This window comes from Candidatus Saccharibacteria bacterium, from assembly GCA_016700015.1.
Lineage (GTDB): Bacteria > Patescibacteriota > Saccharimonadia > Saccharimonadales > Saccharimonadaceae > Saccharimonas.
In genome coordinates this window covers 379,877-395,667 of sequence record CP064995.1, presented here as the reverse complement: position 1 = coordinate 395,667, position 15,791 = coordinate 379,877, and the positions used below count along the sequence as shown (strand labels likewise).

Here is a 15,791-nt window from a genome sequence, read left to right as displayed (position 1 = left end):
TTATGCCCTCCTTGCCTTACGTGGGCGGACACCACCATGCGGTACGCCTGTCACGTCTTTAATGCTATTGACAGTAATGTCGAAGTTGCCGAGTGCACGAATAGCTGCATCTCGTCCAAGTCCGACACCCTTCACAAATACATCAACTGCACCAATACCATAGCCGCTCTTCGTAGCTTCGGCTGCTTTCTCGGCAGCGACTTGTGCTGCATAGGCAGTACCTTTTTTGCTGCCGCGGAAACCGCAGGCACCGGCACTACTAGTTGCAAGCGCGTTGCCTTTGCCATCAGCGAAAGTCACGATAGTATTGTTAAATGTTGCTTGGATGTGTAGCTGACCAGTCGGGACTGATCGGCGCTGTTTCTTCTTATTACTGGCTGGTTTGCCAGTTATTGCTTCTGCCATATCTAGTCCTTTCTCCTAGGTCTTACTTGCTGCTTTAGGCTGTGCTCCACCGACTGCGACTGCTTTACCCTTGCGAGTTCGTGCATTCGTACGAGTTCGCTGGCCGCGCGTTGGAAGCCCAGATTTATGCCGTAGGCCACGATAGGCACCAATGTCCTTGAGGCGTTTGATATTGTTTTGCACCAGGCGTTGGAGATCGCCTTCGGTGACGAAATCTTTGTCGATAACGTCGCGAATGCGTTGTTCTTCAGCCTCGGTGAGATCTTTCACCCGAGTGGTCGGCTCAACTTTTGCCGCCGCAAGGATGGTCGAAGAGTGCTTGGGGCCGATGCCGTAAATATACGTCAGCGCCACCCGCACCTGCTTCTCTGCGGGTATGACTACCCCAGAAATTCGAGCCATGCTTAACCCTGCCTTTGCTTGTTCTTAGGTTTTTTCTTGTTGATGACACGGAGACGCCCTTTACGGCGGACCAGCTGGTCATCTGGGCTGATCTTTTTGACACTCGCACGAACTTTCATGAGCGTACAAACTCCTTCAGGAAAAACCTGCATTAGTGAGAAATTGAATGATATCGTTTCAACTTCTACGTTATTAATCTCTTGCGCGGAAAACGATTCTGCCCTTCGTGAGATCGTAAGGGGTCAACTCGACTTCCACGTTATCGCCTGGCACCAGACGGATGTAATGCTTGCGCATCTTGCCGCTGATATGAGCGATGATACTTAGGCCATTCTCTAATTCCACCTTAAACTGAGTATTAGGCAGTGCTTCCACCACCTTACCTTTCAGTTTAATAACTTCCTTAGTGCTCGCCATAGATATACAGCGTTTTATTATAGACTACACGGAGGCAAATGTAAACACATTTAAAAGAGATTAGCGGTTTTCCGCTGCGTATTCACGAATATGTACTCATTGTACCTGAAATCATAGCCTCGTCAACCATTGTTGAATACCGACTATCGGGTGTAGAGGAGGCTATTTGTAGTCGTCGTATGTCACCATCAGTGCGCGTGAATTGACCTGACGCAGCGTCTCGAGGCCGACCGTCACCACAATCAGCAGCCCAGTGCCACCTATCGATATGTTCGCGGCATTTATACCCAGCTGAGCGAACACGTAGTCGACAATAAACGGCATTACAGCAATAAAGCCAAGCGCGAATGATCCGAACAATATCAGCCGATTGACAGTCTGGCCCAAATACTTCTCGGTCTGTAGTCCTGGCCGTACGCCCTCTATGAAGCCACCTTGTTTTTGCAAGTTTTCGGCAATCTCGTTGCTATTGAACACAATACCAGTATAAAAATAGGTAAACAGAATCACAAGCAAGAAGTAGGCGACTGGGTAAATAGCAATTCCCCAGTCACCATTGACGAAACTACTGGCTGTGGGGGCCTGGAACCACTTGATAAGGTTATCTGCCAGTGTAAGGTTAGCGCTATTACCCGTTGCTTTGATCACCTGGCCAACAAATGCCGGTAGGCTAAGAAATGCTACCGCAAATATGACGGGGATCACGCCGGCAGCAATCAGCTTGACTGGCAAAATACTCTTTACGCCGCCATAGGCACTATTGCCGCTCACGCGCTTGGCGTAGTTCACGGTAATGATGCGCTGGGCTTCATTGATTTTTACGAGCAGATACAGCACAGCTAGGCCAAGCGCCGCAATCCCCAGGACTACCCAGAAACTTGTTGGGTTAACGGGCAGGTTGAACCAGCCGAACACGCTTAGTTGCCCGGCAGTCGTATCAAAAAGTGACGTGATAATAGTACTAAATGTATTCGGTAACTGGCTCACAATGCCGGCGAAAATGACCAGTGAAATACCATTTCCAATGCCTTGCTCGGTAATCAGTTCGCCCAGCCACATAAGTAATACCGACCCGGCAGTCATGGCTGCCACTGCGACTACCCATTCGATAGGGCTCGAGCTGACGGCGCTTGCTGTTCCGCCGCTTAACACACCTTGACGCAGTATATATATGAAGGCAATCGACTGTATAATCGCGAGCGGCACGCTGATGATGCGTGTCCATTGGTTAATTTTGCGTCGGCCGGATTCACCATCTTTGTGGAGTTCTTCTAGCTTGGGAATTGCTTTGGTGAGTAGCTGGGTGATGATACTGGCGGTAATAAATGGGCTCATGCCCACTAGCACAATAGACATCTGGCTGAGCGCCCCACCGCTCATGAGGTTCAAAAAGCCACCAAAGTCACTACTACCCACTACCTTATCGATGATATCTTTGAGCTGTGTCGGCTCAGCCAGTGGCACGGGTATATGCGCCAAAAAGCGAAAAGCAACAATTAGTCCGAGTACAATCCCCAGTCGTTTTTGCATATCGCGGTTTTTAAGTGAGCGAAAAACGGTACGCCAATTCATAGTAGTCAAATCTTCCCTGTTTAGTTGAATCTAAAATCTTACTAATTATAGCACAGGTCTTATGAAAACACCCCGCCACCCTTGCGGGAGACGGGGTGTCTCGACCATAAGGATGCGGGGAGACTGTCAGCTACCCGGCTTTTTCAACGAGAATCACATGGAATGCTTCATCCATGTACGAATGACTAAGCTTAAGGCGCACTTTGCCAAGATCTCCGACATATGCGACAAGCTCATCAAAGTACTCCTGTGTGCCCATGCCCGCCTTGCGAGCGTGGTCGTCAACATCAACCAGGGATACATAACCGCTCGCGGGCGGTGGCGTGACGTGTCCGGACCTAAGCCATTTAAACATCGGCTGGTTGTAGTCAAGCCACTGTGCAACCGTCGGGTTAGCATCAGTCGGGTAGCTTCCCAATGTGCTCTCCTTTTCTGGAGCTGGATTGTGATACTATATCACAAAAATAGCACCGTATCAACGATGCTATTTCATTACTTGCAACACGGTACTATTTGTCGCTGGCTTCAGCTTCTTTCGTAGACTTTTGCACTGGCGTAGCGACTTTTTCAAACGAACCACCTGCTTTGACGATAGCTTCCACGACACTTTTGCTTGCGCCCTGAGTTTTCAGGGTCAGCTTTGCTGATAACTCACCACGTGCAATCACCTTGACGGTGTGGAATGGCGTCGCGATGAGGCCAGCTTCGTAGAGTTTGAAGTTGTCGACACTACCCTTAAGATCGTTCAGACGGTCAAGGTAGACTACCTGTGCGGCAACACGCTTACTTTTAAAGCCACGACTCTTTGGTACTGCACTTACAATCCCGTTTTGGCCGCCCTGGAACATGCTGTGAAGTTTCTTACCAGTACGGGCGTTCTGGCCCTTAGTACCACGCCCAGCAGTTTTACCGCCACCGGCTGAAATACCGCGACCAACGCGCTTGCGGGTACGGTTGGCGCCAACTTGGAGCTCATTGTACTTCATTACTTTGTCTCCTTTTTCGCAGGCGCTTTTTTAGCAACAGGCTTTTTGGCAGTAGCTTTTGCTGGTGCAGTTACTGCTGCTTCAACTTTCTCGACTTTGGCGGCAGGTTTAGCAGCTTTTTCAGTTTTCTTCTCGGCACCCAGCCACTTCTCACGCGGTACAAGCCCGCCAAGTGCTTCGACAGTTGCATACGCGATGTTGACTTTGTTCGTGCTGCCCAGGCTCTTGCTGACAAGATTACGGATGCCAGTAGTACCAACAACTGCGCGTACCACGCCACCGGCAATAATACCAGTACCGGGGGCAGCAGGCTTTAGCAATACGCGTGCACCACTGAGCTTTACTTCAGTTTCGTGGGGGATGGTCTCATTTGCCACGGGCACTGTAACCAAGTGCTTTTTTGCAACATCGGTTGCTTTTGCTATTGCTGCCTGTACATCGGCGCCTTTTGAAACACCAACACCGACTTTGTTTTTGCGATTACCCACCACGACGAGGGCTTTAAAGCGAAAGCGGCGTCCACCACTTACTACACGGGCCACGCGGTCGATGTTTATCACTACTTCTTCAAATTCTTTTGGTGCCTCTGGGGCAGCATTGCGTCGGTCATCGCGACGACCACCTCGACCTTGCTGACGTCCCCTAGGCGCGTCGGCGCGAGGTGTGGTTTGTTCTGGGGCGTTTTCGGCCATACTAGAACTCCAATCCTTCCTTGCGAGCGGCGTCTGCAAGCGCTTTTAGTCGGCCAGCGTACTGGCGGCCATTGCGATCAAATACCACTGCGGTTACTTTAACTTTCTTAGCCTTTTTGGCGATTTCTGCGCCTACAAGTGCAGACTTTTCGGTCATAGTGCCAGTAGCTTTCGTACCGACGGTCGTTGCACTTGCGAGCGTGTGTTGTTTCACGTCATCGATAATCTGTGCTGAAACATGTGTGTTACTGAGGGTAACACTCAGGCGTGGTCGCTCAGCGCTGCCGCTAACCTTGCTGCGCACACGTGCTTTACGCAGGCTGCGCCCAAGGAGTTTCTTTGCAAGTGAATTACTCATTACTTCTTACCAGCCTTTCCTGCTTTGCGGAGCACTTGTTCGTCGACGTACATGATACCTTTGCCCTTGTATGGCTCTGGCTTTTTCAGTGCGCGGATTTCAGCCGCCACTTGGCCGACTTTTTGCTTGTCGATACCACTAACAACAATCACCATTTTGTCATTGCTGACATTTACACCTTCGGGTGCCTTAAATTTCACTTCGTGGCTAAACCCGAGGCTCATAGTTAGCTCGTTGTTGCTGCTCGATACCCTAAAGCCCACGCCCTTTACTTCTAGGCGCTTCTCGTAGCCTTTGGTAACACCAATCACCATGTTGTTGATCAGCGCGCGCATAAGCCCGTGCTGAGCACGTGCTTCTTGGCTTTCGTCCTTGGGACTTACTTTTACTTGGCCGTCTTCTACTGCTACGGCGGCAGCGGGAGTGATAAACTGTATTAGTTTGCCCTTGGGGCCTTCGACAGTTACATCGCCCGAATCAACCGTGATTGTCACACCGGACGGAATCGCGATTGGTAGTTTTCCGATTCGACTCAGACTCATATCTTTCCTTTCTTAATCATTTTTACTAACGGATTGTTGGTCGTTTTCTCACATCGAGACGAGGCTCGGGGGCTATTGTTGCGCTATGCTGCCTATTGAGCACAGCCTGACGATTAGTCGCAAGTTGTCTATCCACTGCATGGGCAGCATCGCGGGTTACACGCGCAGGATTACTAAGCATACCAAAAATCTCACCAAGTTCGTTTGCTATTCTACCAAGTTCTATAGCTAGCTCATTCGCTCTTGCGGTATCGTCCTGATACTCGAGGTGGGTGTCATCTATGTGCTGATCACCCGTTAGTTGGGCCGTAGCTTCCTTATTTGCCATACTAGTAAACCTTTAATAGCACTTCTCCGCCCAGCTTGTTGCGGACGGCTTCGCCACCAGTCATAACACCTTTGCTGGTGCTCACCAGTACGATACCGCGGCCAGATTTCACTTTGGGGATTTCGGCTGCGCTAGCGTATACACGGCGGCCAGGCTTGCTGACACGTGCAATTTCGGTAATGTTACAGTTTTCGCCAGGTTTGTTGATGGTGACAACCAATGTACCGCGTGGCTTGCCATCTTCTACCTTGGCATCTGCCAGGTAATTGTTCTTTACTAGCTGCTCAGCAACAACTTGCTTGAGCTTGCTTGTTGGGACGCGTACTTCAGTTTTGCCAACCATAGCTGCATTGCGAATGCGGGTCAGGAGGTCAGCGATTGGGTCAGTAGATTGTAAACTCATTTCTTTTACTCCTTTCCTTACCAGCTACTCTTGGTTATACCGGGGATTTCACCCTTGACTGCTTTTTCGCGGAAGTTGATGCGGCTCAGGCCAAACCTGCGCATGTAGCCACGTGGGCGGCCGCTTAGTACATCGCGATTTTTCCAGCGGGTTGGGCTGCTGTTCTTTGGCAGCTTTTGCAAACCGTCAAGGTCGCCAAGCTCTTTTAGTTCAGCGCGTTTCGCGGCAAACTTGGCAATTAGCTTCTGACGCTTTTTGTCGCGAGCAATCATAGATTTCTTGGCCATTTAGCGTCCTCCTTCTTTATCAGTTATGAGACAAACGCAAGCGTTTTTCTCATCGCGCAGTGCGAGCGAGTAAATCGCTCGGGGCTGGCTGCTCTTTTCAAATACAGTCTTCATATTACCTGCCCCCTTCTTTTTCAAAAGGTAGACCGAATTTTTCTAGCAATGCACGGCTCTTTACTTTGTCACCATTGTTGATGGTAAATGTCACCTGCATTCCGTGAACAATCTGTGTTTCTTCAAATGTCAGCTCTGGGAAAATGCTCTGGTCGGTAATGCCAAGGTTGTAGTTGCCGCCGCGGTCGAACTTTACGCCGACACCATGGAAGTCGCGTACGCGTGGCAGCGCAATGTTAACAAAACGATCAAGGAACTCGTACATCCGAGCGCCGCGCAGTGTTACATTGATTCCCACAGGGGCACCCATGCCGGCGCGGATTTTGAAACTTGCAATTGATTTTTTGGCAAGTCGCTCAACAGGCGCCTGGCCAGTTACTTTTGTCAGGGTATTCTTGACTGCTTCAAGCATGCGCTTGTCGTCTTTGCTTTTACCGGTTCCTACGCTTACCACAATCTTCTCAAGACTCGGTACTTCATGTACATTGTCGAGCTTCAATTCGGCCTGTAGTTCCTTGACGTACTGATTCTTGTACAAGGCTTTCAAGCGAGGAGTGTAAACGGCGGCTTTTTTGGATTCTGCCATTATTTAATCTCCTTAACTATCATGAGACAAACGCAAGCGTTTTTCTCATCGCGCAGTGCGAGCGAGTAAATCGCTCGGGACTGGCTGCTCTTTTCGAAAAATCGCATTATTTAATCTCCTTATTTTTCTGCTGGCGGGCTACACGAGCCTTTACGCCATCGGTTACTTTGTAGCCAATTCGGCTGGTTTTGCCCGATTTTTCATCGGTGACAAGTGCCAGTTTGTGCAGAGCAATGCCGACATGAATGTCTTTCTTGCCACCGCGTGGGTTGAGCTGATTTGGCTTAACGTGCCGTGTACCCTTGCCGACACCGTCGACAAGCGCGGTGTTTTTGCTTGGGAATACAGCGAGCACTTTGCCAGTTGTGCCTTTGTCGGTACCACTGGTAATTTTTACGAAATCATCTTTGCGAATACGCTGAGCCATATTAGAGTACCTCCGGCGCAAGGCTGATGATTTTGGCATAGCCCATATCGCGCAGTTCGCGTGGCACAGGGCCAAACACACGAGTAGCTTTTGGCGTTTTGTCGTCATTTATAATCACAACGGCATTGTCGTCAAAACAGATTGTGCTGCCGTCTTTACGGCGAATCTGGTCACGAGTTCGTACTACCACGGCTTTTACCACGGCTTTTTTCTTTACGTTCCCTGTAGGACTAGCGTCTTTGACGCTCACGGTGATGATATCACCAACCCGAGCATAGCGCCGCCTAGAGCCACCGAGAACTTTGATGCACAGAACTTCCTTGGCACCACTGTTGTCGCAGACTTTTAACCTGGTTTCTTGCTGGATCATTATGCTTTGTCCTCCTCGGCTTCAGGAAGAACTTCTTCGGTGTCATTTTTCACTTGGATTGATCCCTTAGACCTCTCTAGGATTTCCTGGAGTTCAAATGCTTTGCGTTTACTAATCGGACGTGTCTCAACAATCGTCACTTTGTCGCCCTTGCCAGCAGTATTTTTCTCGTCGTGAGCAACATATTTACGACTAACAGTGTACTGCTTGCCATAGATAGGATGAGTCTCACGGCTAGTAACGGTGACGGTGATGGTTTTGTCTGCGACGTCTGAGGTCACAATACCGGTCAATGTCTTGGCCATATTATTTACTCTCCTTTTCGCGTCGTTCATCGGCTCGGATAGCTGTGTGAAGGCGCGCAATTTCTTTACGTAGAGTGCTGAGCACTCGTGGGTTTACCAGCTCGCCACTTGCGTGTGAGCGACGGCTTTCCATCAAATCTTTCTGCTTTTCGGTGAGGAGTTTCTGCATGTCGGCAGCTGATTTTACTTCGACTGCCTTCTTTGCAGCAGGCTTTTTCGCTGTTTTCTTTACTTCAGCCATCTTATGCCTCCTCCCTCTTTACAAATCGGGTTCTCACTGGAAGTTTGTGTCCGGCGAGACGCATCGCTTCGCGAGCGATATCTTCGGTGACACCTTTCATTTCAAATAGCACGGTGCCGGCCTTTACCTTGGCAACATAGTATTCTGGCTGGCCCTTGCCGCCGCCCATTTTGAGCCCAAGTGGTTTTTTGGTCACAGGAGTATGTGGGAAAATGCGGATCCAGATTTTACCACCGCGCTTAATGTAGCGGGTCATCGCCTGACGGCTTGATTCGATCTGGCGGCTAGTAATGCGTTCGTTTTCGAGGCTTTGTAGGCCATAGTCGCCAAAGGCAACGTAGTGACCGCGAGTAGCGACGCCTTCGTTTTTGCCGATACGGACTTTACGATGGGCAACTTTTTTTGGTAGCAGCATTAGCGTGTGCTCCTTTCGCCCTTATAAATCCATACCTTCACACCGACAATTCCAACACCTGGGCAGTTTGCGCGAGCAGTATGGAAGTCAATATCAGCGCGCAGCGTATGCAACGGCACTGAACCTTCGATCACTTTTTCGCGGCGAGCCATTTCGGCATTGTTGAGTCGCCCAGCTACCTGGATACGAATACCCTTAGCACCGGCGTTCATTGTGCTTTGTGCGGCCATTTTAATAGCACGGCGGAAGTTAGCGCGGCGCTCCAGCTGACGAGCGATATTTTCAGCTACAAGCTTGGCGGCGAGTTCTGGTCGTTTTACTTCTTCAATATTAATACGCACAGGTAGACTCGCTAGCTTTTCGATATCTTTCTTCAGCTCTGCAACACCGGCACCGCCACGACCAATCACTACACCGGCTTTAGCAGTGTGGATGGTAACAGTAATGAGGTTGGCGCTGCGCTCAATCTCGATTTTGTTGATAGTCGGACGACTTTCAAACTTCTTTTCAATTAGCTCGCGAACGCGAATATCCTCTGCAAGCCACCTGGCAAAATCTTTTTTGCTTGCGAACCAGCGCGATGTCCAGTTCTTGTGGACTTGTAGACGGAAGCTAATTGGGTTAACTTTTTGTCCCATTAGTTCTTCTCCTCTTTCTTAGCTGGCAATTCAGCAGCTTCTGCCGTCTTTTCAGCAGACTTCTTGCGCACCTTTTCGGTACCGCTTACTTCTACTAGTATATGGCTACTGCGCTTCTGGAATGGCAGCGCACGGCCGCGGCTTGCAGGCTTGAAACGCTTCATGCGTGGGCCAGCAGTCACGCTCAGCGTAGCGATCTGCAGTGTTTTACTGTCAAGATTGTGGTTGTTGGTGGCATTGGCAGCAGCGCTCGCAATCGCCTTTTTGACAACCAGTGCAGCACGCTTTGGCGTGTGCTCAAGGATAACCATAGCGTCTGCGACACTACGGCCACGCACCAGGCTCGCGATCAAGCTCACCTTGCGGGGAGTCTGGTCGACGCCTTTTATATGGGCGCGTACTTTTTGTAGAGTTACTTCTGCCATACTACTTCTCCTTACCGCCATGCTTGCGGAACTTGCGGGTAGGGCTAAACTCACCGAGCTTGTGGCCTACCATGTTCTCGCTCACTAGTACTGGTACATGCACGCGACCGTTGTGTACCGCAAACGTAAACCCTACCATGTCTGGTGTGATTGTACTGCTGCGGGCCCAGGTCTTGGTAACCGTGCGGTCGCCAACTTTCAGAGCCGCCACTTTACGGGCAAGCTTCGCGTCGACGAATGGGCCTTTTTTGAGTGATCGACTCATTAGTTACTCTCCTTATTATCATTTTCTAAACCGAATGCGCGTCGTTCGGCAGCCATTGCATCTCTTCCTGCTTCGATTGCGCCATAGGTAGCTGCACCAAGTCGCTGAAGAGACCTAGCTACAAGATCGGGATGTGATCGGTAAGCTTTATCACCCTTGAGGTCATCATATGCGGCTTTCATATTGTCGGTGAATGGAACTTTTCCTGGAAGCAAAGCTGGATCTGTAAAACGTAATATATCAGCTGACATAATACCCTACTTCTTCCTCTTAGCTTCGTGACGACTGCGGACAATCATCTTGTCGGTTGATTTGCGGGTACGGGTACGATAACCAAGTGTGAGCTGACCCCATGGAGTACGAGGTGCTTTACCGGTACCGTGGCGACCACCGTCACCACCACCGTGTGGGTGATCTGCGGCGTTTTGTACGACACCACGAACGGTTGGGCGGATACCCTTGCGGCGTTTGCGCCCGGCGCTACCAACTTTGATGTTCTGGTGCTGCACGTTGCCAACAACACCAAGTGTTGCTTCGCATTCTAGGCGGAATTTGCGGACCTCGCCACTTGGCATACGTACCATGGCGTAGTCGCCTTCTTTGGCCATGAGCTGTGCTTTTGCACCAGCTGCACGTACCATTTGAGCACCCTTGCCTGGGTTGATTTCGATCGCATAAATCTGCGCGCCAACCGGTATATTACTGAGTGGCATGCGGTTACTGGTTTCAACTGGCGCTTCAGCACCGGTCTTAATCACGGTACCCTGCTGCATGTTGGTATCAGCCAAGATGTAGTGGTACAGGCCATGCTGATCTTTAGCGCGAGCGATGCGAGCACTACGGTTAGGGTCGTACTCGATTTGCTCGACAGTTAGCGTGAGCCCACTCGACAAACGATGATTGAGCAATCGGTAATGCCTGCGCACCCCACCGCCACGATGGCGGACAGTGATGCGACCGGTGTTGTTGCGACCGGCAACCATTTTCTTGCTTTTGACAAGGCTCTTCAGCGGCTTACGCGTGGTGATGTCGCTCGTGTCTTGGCTTGTCATGCCGCGACGGGCAGGAGTAGTTGGGTTGTAGCTTTGGATGGCCATTAGACAATCTCCTCGAAACGTTTATTGCCTGCACAGTAAACCATTAGATTGAATATCACATCTTGTGCTACAGCAAAGGATGCTACGTCTAGCCTTTCTTCTAACTCTAGGTAAATTGTCTCGATAATATCAACGTTATCCAAATCTTTAGCATATGCTGTCCTTACATATGCAGCAATATCTTCTCGAGACATCGATATCTTTGATACTGGCTCTTGTTCGATTTCAGGTTTAGAGTTAAATGTGCCAATTTCTGGACTACGCATTATTTCTTCTCCTTCTCTGCATCTTGCTCGAACACCTTGATCTTGCCTTCACTCAGTGTGACATAGGCCTTCTTTGTGTCTTGGCGAGTGATGGTACCTGGGTAGCGGCGTTTGCCGCGGCTGAAGCGGACGGATTTGCCGCTCTGCAGCACAGTTTTGACGCTAGCGACTTTCACGCCGTCGTACTGTGCCTGCACAGCGTCGACGATTTGTTGTTTATTGGCGCTTGTCGGCACATTGAACACATAGGTGTTCTGTGCGGTAACAAGGCGATAGGCTTTTTCGGTAGCCCTAGGGGTTACGAGAATAGTTTTCATTAGTTGTTACCTCCAGATGGAGTTTTGTCATTACGCAATGCAGCAGCAAGCATGGCTGCTACTTCGGGAAGGAGTGTTGCATCAGCTTCTGCAGCCTGAGCGGCCTGTTCTAGTTGATTATCGCGCCTACCCTTAAGTATGCGCTGAAAATCTGTGGTTTTTAATCGGTCAAACATTATTTGTTACCTCCCAACCATGCTTCGACGGCTTTTACGGCAGCTGGGGTCATGACAATTTGATCGGCATTGAGTACGTAATAAACACTCAGGTAGGTTGCGCGGACTAACAGCACATTTTGCAGGTTGTTCGTCGCGCGCATCAGGGCTGGAGTCTTTTCGTCGACAACAAGAAGCACCTTGGCATCTGCGTCGAACTTCTGTGCAGCGATAAAGGCGGCTACTTCGGCAGTTTTGCCGGTAGTCTTCACATCGGTGACAGTGATCTTCTTGGCCTGATTGGCAAGAGTTAGTGCTTGACGCACCGCCACGAGCTTGCTTGTTTTCGATAGCTTGAGTTTGTAGTTTTCGTTGCCGCTTGGCCCAAACACGACACCACCATGGCGCCAAATTGGGTTGCGGCTGCTGCCGAAGCGTGCGCGGCCAGTGCCCTTTTGCTTCCATGGTTTTTTACCACCACCACTCACTTCACCGCGAGTCTTGGTAGTAGCACTTGCCTTGCGACTGTTTGCGAGGAATGCGTCGTACGCGAGCTTTAACAGCTCGTGACTGGGCACGTCAACTGCAAAGACGCTTTTTGGCAAGGTGACTTTTGCTGGCTTTTGTTCTGCAGTAGCCATTACTTAGTACCTCCGTTTAGTACGATTAAGCCCTTTTTGGGGCCTGGCACAGCACCTTTGACACCGACTAGGTTGTCGGCGACAGAGATGTAGGCAACCTGTAGGTTTTTCACCGTTACTTGGTCGCCGCCCATTTGGCCTGCCATTCGTTTAGCTTTAAAGATTTTTTGTGGGTACATGCTACCGATGCTACCAACCTTGCGCGTGTTACCTTTACCACCGTGTGTTTTGCGGTGTCGTTTGAAGTTGTGACGCTTGATGGTGCCGGCCCAGCCTTTACCTTTGCTGATACCGGTTGCATCGACGCTATCGCCGAGTGCGAACTCGCTAATATCCCATGCGTCTCCGACCTTGATTTCACCTAGGTCGTCAACACGAAATTCCCGAATTTCTTCGGGTGTTACACCGGCTGGTTTTACATGACCAGCCACGGCCTTGCTCAGGTTCTTACCCTGACCATATGCCACTTGCACTGCGTTGTAGCCGTCGGTTTCGACAGACTTCACCTGAGTCACAGTACAAGGGCCGGCTTGAATAAGTGTTACAGGAATAGTAACACCATCTTCGCCGATGATCTGGGTCATACCAATTTTGGTACCGAGAAGTGCTTTCATAGCCCTTTTGCTCCCATTTTCCCATTTAAAATCCCCAGTGGCTGGCAGTATCCCTCGTATAAGACTTGCCAATTCACCGAGAACGAGTTGTTATTACGTAATAAGTTACCAAGTTATCGTAGCACACACTGCCACTGTTAGTCAAGGTTACCAGTAATTTGCAGCGGCGAGTATACTACAGAAGATCACTTTGCCGCTCACTACATGTTCTTGAGTACTGACCGTAGAGCGTGTAGCAGGCTAATTTCAATTGCCAAGTTATACGCTTATACTACCTATGGTTGACGTGGGTAGTAAATCACTAGTAGAGTACTTGCAGCAAGTCTTCCGACTCGTTCATTTCCAGAATAAGGAGCAGTTATGTTGAACAATCTGCTTGAGCATGGTTTCGTCACAGTCAGTACCAAGGCGCGATTTATGCGCTATGTGCCGCCGTTTGAGCACCAGCCACACCTTGCACCGGATGCCAGGAGTGGCTGTATCTATGTTGAGATCAAAGACCCAACCAGGCCTGATCGCATCATACGTGCTAATGCGACGAGTTACTCTGTCGGTGCTGCATCGACGCTGAAGGACCTAGCACGGCCACGACGTTGGCGTAACGCTACAGTTAGTGTGCGTGCACTCCGGCCCCAAGCTGGATATAAGTCGGGTACACTGCAAATCCAATCGCTCAACATATGCGGACACTGGCTGGTGCTGAACTAATGGCGCACATGCTTTCCAACTGGGTCGGTGGGGTGATGGACTGGGTGTCGCAGCGCGTGCTGCCGACTATCGAAGCACACACTCGGATCGACGAAGACCAAAACGGTGTGAAATCGCTTGTCGTCACCATGGGTGACCGTGAACTACGGTTTCACTTCGAGGAGGCGACGCAGATGGTTGGCGAGCAAGCTCGTCATATTGCCCTCGATATGAAGGTGCGTGGCGGTCAGCTGGTCACGCGAGTGGTAGGCGTGTTCGACGCCGCCAAGGGTGCCTGGATCAGTCTGGCCCCTGACAAGACGGAACCAAAGCGCTGGCAGCCGACAACCCGTCCAATTGTAGACATCACCAAACACAACGGCGACTAATCGCTCGCTTTCCCGTCACCCTCCCGATTTATCGGGCCTTAGGGTGGCGGGTTTTAAATTACCACTCCCGCCGGCATGAAGTAGCATATGATCGTGACTATGATGAGCACGAGGTACCAAATTTTGCGGTCGGCCTGATACTTTTCAAATTTTCGCACCACCAATAGTCCAAATAGCATTCCGACAGGTATGCCGGCGAGTGGGATAGTACCAAATGTCATGGGCTGCCCGAATTTTAGCCAAAACGTGCCCAGTAGCACCACCAGCACTAGCTTCAAAAGGTATTGGCCGTCGCTTTCGGTAGATTTCAGGTAGCCACGACGGCTTACTAAGCGATTACGGGCATAGGTACGTTGTTTGCTACGCGGAGAAGTCATGGTAGAATTATAGCATAAGCGTGTTGTATTTTTAGCTTAGCACGGGCATAATAAGCACTAGTAAAAGAGGAATTATATGGTTACAAAAAAGAAAACGGTTAAGAAATCGGCAGCAAAGGTAGCTCACAAGCCTGCATCTACTTCGTCAAAGTCAAAAGCAGCTCCAATGCGATCATTTGCTCCCGCGCGCGCTACGGAGCCTTTTTTCACGTTTCGCATTACCCACCAAACACTGTACTGGACGATCCTGGCAGTGCTTGTGCTTGCACTTGGCTTATGGGTAGTTTCCATCAACGATAAAGTGCAGCGAATTTACGACCAAATCGACGCATCAAACGCCGCTGTCAGTGAAATGACGCTGAGCGCTAAGCGATAGTACCTAACAGTTAGCTAAAATAAAATACACCCTGGTCGGGTGTATTTTATTGCAACGGTGCGTAGTTACATGCGGATTTCAGCGTCTACGCCACTAGGCAGGCTGAGATTCTGTAAGCTGTCGATCGTTTTTGGCGTCGCATTGGTAATGTCAATAAGACGCTTGTGAACGCGCATTTCAAACGCTTCACCACCCATTTTGTACACGTGCGGGCTTTTCACAACCGTGTAGGTGCTACGGCGTGTTGGCAATGGCACGGGGCCGGCGATGCTAGCACCGGTGCGCAAGGCTGTTTCTATAATTTGTTTTGCTGACTGATCGATTACTTTGTGATCGTAGGCCTTTAGGCGAATACGAATACGTAAGCCTTCTGGCTGTGCTTTACTCTCTGCCATAGTAGCAGCTCCTTTGTTGGGTGCCCAGTAACCTCTCCTGGATTCGTGGCCATAGTGGCTCAGCGTCTCGGCGAGTTCTCCTGGGCGATTAATGATATGGCGCTATTATACGCGCTTCTTGTCTATCTGTAAAGTTACTAGCCATAACTATCCCCCGGCCTATGAAAGGCCGAGGGGTGCGACTCACTTCTGGTGACACTTGCAGGCGCATCCGCCGCCTTGACAGGCACTATGCTGCCCGTCGCGGCAGTCAAGCGTGATATAGCTTTCCGCTGCGTTCATTATCTTCACCACCTTTC

Annotated in this window: 34 protein-coding genes; 3 read left to right on the top strand and 31 right to left on the bottom strand. The window is 50.2% G+C overall.

Annotated features, from left to right (window positions below; all coding sequences use genetic code 11):
• From rpsK to rplC, 29 genes are all read right to left on the bottom strand, one after another.
• The gene (gene rpsK, locus IPM09_02205; protein ID QQS22334.1) at positions 1-405 is read right to left on the bottom strand and encodes a 30S ribosomal protein S11; all 405 of its coding nucleotides are present in this window, start codon (positions 403-405) and stop codon (positions 1-3) included.
• 15 nt (positions 406-420) lie between these two features.
• Entirely contained in the window at positions 421-807 is a 387-nt protein-coding gene (gene rpsM / locus IPM09_02200) for a 30S ribosomal protein S13 (protein ID QQS22333.1), read from the bottom strand.
• 2 nt (positions 808-809) lie between these two features.
• Positions 810-926, bottom strand: coding sequence for a 50S ribosomal protein L36 (gene rpmJ, locus IPM09_02195; protein QQS22462.1), 117 nt, complete (start codon positions 924-926; stop codon positions 810-812).
• A 73-nt stretch (positions 927-999) separates the two neighbouring features.
• On the bottom strand, positions 1,000-1,224 hold the full coding sequence (gene infA / locus IPM09_02190; protein QQS22332.1) for a translation initiation factor IF-1: 225 nt from the start codon (positions 1,222-1,224) through the stop codon (positions 1,000-1,002).
• Positions 1,225-1,386: 162 nt separating this feature from the next.
• The gene (secY, locus tag IPM09_02185; protein QQS22331.1) at positions 1,387-2,796 is read right to left on the bottom strand and encodes a preprotein translocase subunit SecY; all 1,410 of its coding nucleotides are present in this window, start codon (positions 2,794-2,796) and stop codon (positions 1,387-1,389) included.
• Positions 2,797-2,926: 130 nt separating this feature from the next.
• On the bottom strand, positions 2,927-3,214 hold the full coding sequence (locus IPM09_02180; protein QQS22330.1) for a hypothetical protein: 288 nt from the start codon (positions 3,212-3,214) through the stop codon (positions 2,927-2,929).
• Between the two features lie 91 nt (positions 3,215-3,305).
• A complete protein-coding gene (gene rplO / locus IPM09_02175) occupies positions 3,306-3,782 on the bottom strand; it encodes a 50S ribosomal protein L15 (protein ID QQS22329.1) in 477 nt (158 codons plus the stop codon).
• Positions 3,782-4,474 (bottom strand): 30S ribosomal protein S5, encoded by a 693-nt coding sequence (rpsE, locus tag IPM09_02170; protein QQS22328.1) that lies wholly within the window; start codon positions 4,472-4,474, stop codon positions 3,782-3,784. Before rpsE ends, rplO begins: the two co-directional genes overlap by 1 nt.
• Before the next feature lies 1 nt (position 4,475).
• Positions 4,476-4,832, bottom strand: a complete 357-nt coding sequence (locus IPM09_02165) for a 50S ribosomal protein L18 (protein ID QQS22327.1) — start codon at positions 4,830-4,832, stop codon at positions 4,476-4,478.
• On the bottom strand, positions 4,832-5,368 hold the full coding sequence (gene rplF, locus IPM09_02160; GenBank protein QQS22461.1) for a 50S ribosomal protein L6: 537 nt from the start codon (positions 5,366-5,368) through the stop codon (positions 4,832-4,834). The genes IPM09_02165 and rplF overlap by 1 nt, the downstream gene beginning before the upstream one ends.
• A 31-nt stretch (positions 5,369-5,399) precedes the next feature.
• Positions 5,400-5,702: a hypothetical protein gene (locus IPM09_02155; GenBank protein ID QQS22326.1), complete on the bottom strand. Its 303-nt coding sequence runs from the start codon at positions 5,700-5,702 to the stop codon at positions 5,400-5,402.
• Position 5,703: 1 nt separating this feature from the next.
• Positions 5,704-6,105, bottom strand: coding sequence for a 30S ribosomal protein S8 (rpsH, locus tag IPM09_02150; protein QQS22325.1), 402 nt, complete (start codon positions 6,103-6,105; stop codon positions 5,704-5,706).
• A gap of 17 nt (positions 6,106-6,122) precedes the next feature.
• Positions 6,123-6,392, bottom strand: coding sequence for a 30S ribosomal protein S14 (gene rpsN / locus IPM09_02145; protein QQS22324.1), 270 nt, complete (start codon positions 6,390-6,392; stop codon positions 6,123-6,125).
• A gap of 115 nt (positions 6,393-6,507) precedes the next feature.
• Positions 6,508-7,092 carry a 50S ribosomal protein L5 gene (gene rplE / locus IPM09_02140; protein QQS22323.1) on the bottom strand — a complete coding sequence of 195 codons (585 nt, stop codon included), beginning with the start codon at positions 7,090-7,092 and terminating at the stop codon, positions 6,508-6,510.
• A gap of 106 nt (positions 7,093-7,198) precedes the next feature.
• Complete coding sequence (rplX, locus tag IPM09_02135; GenBank protein QQS22322.1) at positions 7,199-7,519, bottom strand: 50S ribosomal protein L24; 321 nt, start codon at positions 7,517-7,519, stop codon at positions 7,199-7,201.
• Position 7,520: 1 nt separating this feature from the next.
• Positions 7,521-7,889 carry a 50S ribosomal protein L14 gene (rplN, locus tag IPM09_02130; GenBank protein QQS22321.1) on the bottom strand — a complete coding sequence of 123 codons (369 nt, stop codon included), beginning with the start codon at positions 7,887-7,889 and terminating at the stop codon, positions 7,521-7,523.
• The gene (gene rpsQ / locus IPM09_02125) at positions 7,889-8,194 is read right to left on the bottom strand and encodes a 30S ribosomal protein S17 (protein QQS22320.1); all 306 of its coding nucleotides are present in this window, start codon (positions 8,192-8,194) and stop codon (positions 7,889-7,891) included. The genes rplN and rpsQ overlap by 1 nt, the downstream gene beginning before the upstream one ends.
• Position 8,195: 1 nt before the next feature.
• Complete coding sequence (gene rpmC, locus IPM09_02120; GenBank protein ID QQS22319.1) at positions 8,196-8,435, bottom strand: 50S ribosomal protein L29; 240 nt, start codon at positions 8,433-8,435, stop codon at positions 8,196-8,198.
• A gap of 1 nt (position 8,436) precedes the next feature.
• Complete coding sequence (rplP, locus tag IPM09_02115; protein ID QQS22318.1) at positions 8,437-8,850, bottom strand: 50S ribosomal protein L16; 414 nt, start codon at positions 8,848-8,850, stop codon at positions 8,437-8,439.
• A complete protein-coding gene (gene rpsC / locus IPM09_02110; GenBank protein ID QQS22317.1) occupies positions 8,850-9,488 on the bottom strand; it encodes a 30S ribosomal protein S3 in 639 nt (212 codons plus the stop codon). Before rpsC ends, rplP begins: the two co-directional genes overlap by 1 nt.
• Positions 9,488-9,913 (bottom strand): 50S ribosomal protein L22, encoded by a 426-nt coding sequence (gene rplV / locus IPM09_02105; protein ID QQS22316.1) that lies wholly within the window; start codon positions 9,911-9,913, stop codon positions 9,488-9,490. Before rplV ends, rpsC begins: the two co-directional genes overlap by 1 nt.
• A 1-nt stretch (position 9,914) precedes the next feature.
• The gene (gene rpsS, locus IPM09_02100) at positions 9,915-10,178 is read right to left on the bottom strand and encodes a 30S ribosomal protein S19 (protein QQS22315.1); all 264 of its coding nucleotides are present in this window, start codon (positions 10,176-10,178) and stop codon (positions 9,915-9,917) included.
• Positions 10,178-10,429 carry a hypothetical protein gene (locus tag IPM09_02095; protein QQS22314.1) on the bottom strand — a complete coding sequence of 84 codons (252 nt, stop codon included), beginning with the start codon at positions 10,427-10,429 and terminating at the stop codon, positions 10,178-10,180. The genes rpsS and IPM09_02095 overlap by 1 nt, the downstream gene beginning before the upstream one ends.
• A gap of 6 nt (positions 10,430-10,435) precedes the next feature.
• Positions 10,436-11,275: a 50S ribosomal protein L2 gene (rplB, locus tag IPM09_02090; protein ID QQS22313.1), complete on the bottom strand. Its 840-nt coding sequence runs from the start codon at positions 11,273-11,275 to the stop codon at positions 10,436-10,438.
• Positions 11,275-11,541, bottom strand: coding sequence for a hypothetical protein (locus IPM09_02085; GenBank protein ID QQS22312.1), 267 nt, complete (start codon positions 11,539-11,541; stop codon positions 11,275-11,277). The genes rplB and IPM09_02085 overlap by 1 nt, the downstream gene beginning before the upstream one ends.
• Positions 11,541-11,858, bottom strand: coding sequence for a 50S ribosomal protein L23 (locus tag IPM09_02080; protein ID QQS22311.1), 318 nt, complete (start codon positions 11,856-11,858; stop codon positions 11,541-11,543). The genes IPM09_02085 and IPM09_02080 overlap by 1 nt, the downstream gene beginning before the upstream one ends.
• Positions 11,858-12,034 carry a hypothetical protein gene (locus tag IPM09_02075; GenBank protein QQS22310.1) on the bottom strand — a complete coding sequence of 59 codons (177 nt, stop codon included), beginning with the start codon at positions 12,032-12,034 and terminating at the stop codon, positions 11,858-11,860. Before IPM09_02075 ends, IPM09_02080 begins: the two co-directional genes overlap by 1 nt.
• Positions 12,034-12,654 (bottom strand): 50S ribosomal protein L4, encoded by a 621-nt coding sequence (gene rplD / locus IPM09_02070; GenBank protein QQS22309.1) that lies wholly within the window; start codon positions 12,652-12,654, stop codon positions 12,034-12,036. Before rplD ends, IPM09_02075 begins: the two co-directional genes overlap by 1 nt.
• On the bottom strand, positions 12,654-13,268 hold the full coding sequence (gene rplC / locus IPM09_02065; protein QQS22308.1) for a 50S ribosomal protein L3: 615 nt from the start codon (positions 13,266-13,268) through the stop codon (positions 12,654-12,656). Before rplC ends, rplD begins: the two co-directional genes overlap by 1 nt.
• Before the next feature lie 360 nt (positions 13,269-13,628).
• Here rplC and IPM09_02060 point away from each other — a divergent pair, with 360 nt between their 5' ends.
• Positions 13,629-13,976, top strand: coding sequence for a hypothetical protein (locus IPM09_02060; protein ID QQS22307.1), 348 nt, complete (start codon positions 13,629-13,631; stop codon positions 13,974-13,976).
• The gene (locus IPM09_02055; GenBank protein QQS22306.1) at positions 13,949-14,344 is read left to right on the top strand and encodes a hypothetical protein; all 396 of its coding nucleotides are present in this window, start codon (positions 13,949-13,951) and stop codon (positions 14,342-14,344) included. Before IPM09_02060 ends, IPM09_02055 begins: the two co-directional genes overlap by 28 nt.
• 53 nt (positions 14,345-14,397) lie before the next feature.
• On the opposite strand, the gene IPM09_02050 is transcribed toward IPM09_02055, so the two are convergent.
• Positions 14,398-14,721 (bottom strand): hypothetical protein, encoded by a 324-nt coding sequence (locus IPM09_02050; GenBank protein QQS22305.1) that lies wholly within the window; start codon positions 14,719-14,721, stop codon positions 14,398-14,400.
• A 76-nt stretch (positions 14,722-14,797) separates the two neighbouring features.
• On the opposite strand from IPM09_02050, the gene IPM09_02045 reads away from it, so the two are divergent.
• Positions 14,798-15,097 carry a hypothetical protein gene (locus IPM09_02045; protein ID QQS22304.1) on the top strand — a complete coding sequence of 100 codons (300 nt, stop codon included), beginning with the start codon at positions 14,798-14,800 and terminating at the stop codon, positions 15,095-15,097.
• A 65-nt stretch (positions 15,098-15,162) separates the two neighbouring features.
• Here IPM09_02045 and rpsJ read toward each other — a convergent pair whose 3' ends face one another.
• A complete protein-coding gene (gene rpsJ, locus IPM09_02040; GenBank protein ID QQS22303.1) occupies positions 15,163-15,492 on the bottom strand; it encodes a 30S ribosomal protein S10 in 330 nt (109 codons plus the stop codon).
• Between the last annotated feature and the right edge of the window lie 299 nt (positions 15,493-15,791).

Coding starts and splice junctions, on each gene's coding strand:
- rpsE (QQS22328.1), bottom strand. CDS start 4,474: ATGGCCGAAAACGCCCCAGAACAAACCACACCTCGCGCCGACGCGCCT.
- rpsH (QQS22325.1), bottom strand. CDS start 6,105: ATGAGTTTACAATCTACTGACCCAATCGCTGACCTCCTGACCCGCATT.
- rplC (QQS22308.1), bottom strand. CDS start 13,268: ATGAAAGCACTTCTCGGTACCAAAATTGGTATGACCCAGATCATCGGC.
- rplB (QQS22313.1), bottom strand. CDS start 11,275: ATGGCCATCCAAAGCTACAACCCAACTACTCCTGCCCGTCGCGGCATG.
- rplV (QQS22316.1), bottom strand. CDS start 9,913: ATGGCAGAAGTAACTCTACAAAAAGTACGCGCCCATATAAAAGGCGTC.
- IPM09_02045 (QQS22304.1), top strand. CDS start 14,798: ATGGTTACAAAAAAGAAAACGGTTAAGAAATCGGCAGCAAAGGTAGCT.
- IPM09_02055 (QQS22306.1), top strand. CDS start 13,949: ATGCGGACACTGGCTGGTGCTGAACTAATGGCGCACATGCTTTCCAAC.
- rpsC (QQS22317.1), bottom strand. CDS start 9,488: ATGGGACAAAAAGTTAACCCAATTAGCTTCCGTCTACAAGTCCACAAG.
- rplD (QQS22309.1), bottom strand. CDS start 12,654: ATGGCTACTGCAGAACAAAAGCCAGCAAAAGTCACCTTGCCAAAAAGC.
- IPM09_02155 (QQS22326.1), bottom strand. CDS start 5,702: ATGGCAAATAAGGAAGCTACGGCCCAACTAACGGGTGATCAGCACATA.
- IPM09_02085 (QQS22312.1), bottom strand. CDS start 11,541: ATGCGTAGTCCAGAAATTGGCACATTTAACTCTAAACCTGAAATCGAA.
- IPM09_02095 (QQS22314.1), bottom strand. CDS start 10,429: ATGTCAGCTGATATATTACGTTTTACAGATCCAGCTTTGCTTCCAGGA.
- rpsS (QQS22315.1), bottom strand. CDS start 10,178: ATGAGTCGATCACTCAAAAAAGGCCCATTCGTCGACGCGAAGCTTGCC.
- infA (QQS22332.1), bottom strand. CDS start 1,224: ATGGCGAGCACTAAGGAAGTTATTAAACTGAAAGGTAAGGTGGTGGAA.
- rpsN (QQS22324.1), bottom strand. CDS start 6,392: ATGGCCAAGAAATCTATGATTGCTCGCGACAAAAAGCGTCAGAAGCTA.
- IPM09_02060 (QQS22307.1), top strand. CDS start 13,629: ATGTTGAACAATCTGCTTGAGCATGGTTTCGTCACAGTCAGTACCAAG.
- rpsJ (QQS22303.1), bottom strand. CDS start 15,492: ATGGCAGAGAGTAAAGCACAGCCAGAAGGCTTACGTATTCGTATTCGC.
- rpsK (QQS22334.1), bottom strand. CDS start 405: ATGGCAGAAGCAATAACTGGCAAACCAGCCAGTAATAAGAAGAAACAG.
- rplO (QQS22329.1), bottom strand. CDS start 3,782: ATGAAGTACAATGAGCTCCAAGTTGGCGCCAACCGTACCCGCAAGCGC.
- rpsQ (QQS22320.1), bottom strand. CDS start 8,194: ATGGCCAAGACATTGACCGGTATTGTGACCTCAGACGTCGCAGACAAA.
- IPM09_02075 (QQS22310.1), bottom strand. CDS start 12,034: ATGTTTGACCGATTAAAAACCACAGATTTTCAGCGCATACTTAAGGGT.
- rpmJ (QQS22462.1), bottom strand. CDS start 926: ATGAAAGTTCGTGCGAGTGTCAAAAAGATCAGCCCAGATGACCAGCTG.
- rplE (QQS22323.1), bottom strand. CDS start 7,092: ATGGCAGAATCCAAAAAAGCCGCCGTTTACACTCCTCGCTTGAAAGCC.
- rplP (QQS22318.1), bottom strand. CDS start 8,850: ATGCTGCTACCAAAAAAAGTTGCCCATCGTAAAGTCCGTATCGGCAAA.
- rplX (QQS22322.1), bottom strand. CDS start 7,519: ATGGCTCAGCGTATTCGCAAAGATGATTTCGTAAAAATTACCAGTGGT.
- rpmC (QQS22319.1), bottom strand. CDS start 8,435: ATGGCTGAAGTAAAGAAAACAGCGAAAAAGCCTGCTGCAAAGAAGGCA.
- rpsM (QQS22333.1), bottom strand. CDS start 807: ATGGCTCGAATTTCTGGGGTAGTCATACCCGCAGAGAAGCAGGTGCGG.
- IPM09_02050 (QQS22305.1), bottom strand. CDS start 14,721: ATGACTTCTCCGCGTAGCAAACAACGTACCTATGCCCGTAATCGCTTA.
- IPM09_02080 (QQS22311.1), bottom strand. CDS start 11,858: ATGAAAACTATTCTCGTAACCCCTAGGGCTACCGAAAAAGCCTATCGC.
- secY (QQS22331.1), bottom strand. CDS start 2,796: ATGAATTGGCGTACCGTTTTTCGCTCACTTAAAAACCGCGATATGCAA.
- IPM09_02165 (QQS22327.1), bottom strand. CDS start 4,832: ATGAGTAATTCACTTGCAAAGAAACTCCTTGGGCGCAGCCTGCGTAAA.
- rplN (QQS22321.1), bottom strand. CDS start 7,889: ATGATCCAGCAAGAAACCAGGTTAAAAGTCTGCGACAACAGTGGTGCC.